The 1,051-nt window shown below is 61.2% G+C and carries 1 protein-coding gene; it reads left to right on the top strand.

Features of this window, described 5'->3' with window-relative positions:
* The first annotated feature begins 93 nt into the window (after positions 1 to 93).
* Positions 94 to 1,042 (top strand): IS630 family transposase gene (locus FJ960_RS29365; protein WP_140718571.1). Its coding sequence is split into 2 segments (ribosomal slippage): positions 94 to 429 and positions 431 to 1,042, totalling 948 coding nucleotides; the frame shifts between segments, so codons are not numbered across the junction.
* The last annotated feature ends 9 nt before the right edge of the window (positions 1,043 to 1,051 follow it).

Here is a 1,051-nt window from a genome sequence, read left to right as displayed (position 1 = left end):
TAGAGCGTTTCATCGCTTGATTGAATCGGAAGGGATTCCCGGTCGGTCGGATTTGTGATTCAAGATGCTGGCTGGATAGGAGGCCAGCATCTGATGGTTCGACCTCTTTCCGATGATCTTCGCGAGCGGGTTGTGGCGGCGGTTTTGGGTGGCGAGAGCCGCCGGTCGGCCGCCCAACGGTTCGGTATTGCGAATTCGACGGCGGTGAAGTTGTTGCAGCGCCATCGGGCGACTGGCTCGGTTGCGCCTGGCAAGATGGGCGGACATCGCAAGAGGGTGCTGGAGCCGCACCGTGCTTTTATCGAGGGCCGTCTGCGTGAAACACCGCATCTGACGCTGCATGGTCTGAAGGATGAGTTGGCCGCTCGCGGGGTCAAGGTCTCGCACAACGCAGTGTGGCAGTTCCTGCGCCGCGAAGGCCTGAGCTTTAAAAAAAACGTTGTTCGCCCTTGAGCAGGCACGCGCCGATATTGCCCGCAGGCGGCAGCGATGGCGATCCTGGCAGGCCGGCCTCGATCCGCAGTGCCTGGTCTTCATCGATGAGACCTGGATCAAGACCAACATGGCTCCGCTGCGCGGCTGGGGGCCGAAGGGCAAGCGGCTGCGCGGCCTAGCTCCGTACGGCCACTGGCGCACGCTGACTTTCCTCGGCGCGCTGCGCTGTGATCGGCTCGCGGCCCCTTGCGTCTTCGACGGGCCGATCAACGGCCAATGCTTTCGGGCCTATGTCGAACAGCAGCTCATCACCGTGCTGAAACCCGGCGATATCGTCGTCATGGACAACCTGGGAAGCCATAAGTCGGCCGCCATCAGGCAAATGATCAAGGCCGCTGGCGCCAGACTCTGGTACCTGCCGCCCTACTCACCGGATCTCAATCCGATCGAGCAGGCCTTCGCCAAGATCAAGCACTGGATGCGCCAGGCGCAGAAACGCACCGTCGAGGACACTTGGCGCCACATCGGCCACCTCGTCGAAACCATCGAGGCAGCCGAATGCAAGAACTACTTCGAAAACGCCGGATACGCTTCCGTCAAAACATGAAAGACTCTA

This window comes from Mesorhizobium sp. B2-3-11, assembly GCF_006442215.1.
Lineage (GTDB): Bacteria > Pseudomonadota > Alphaproteobacteria > Rhizobiales > Rhizobiaceae > Mesorhizobium > Mesorhizobium salmacidum.
Note: the sequence above shows the minus strand (reverse complement) of the source record. Positions and strands in the feature narration are given on the sequence as shown.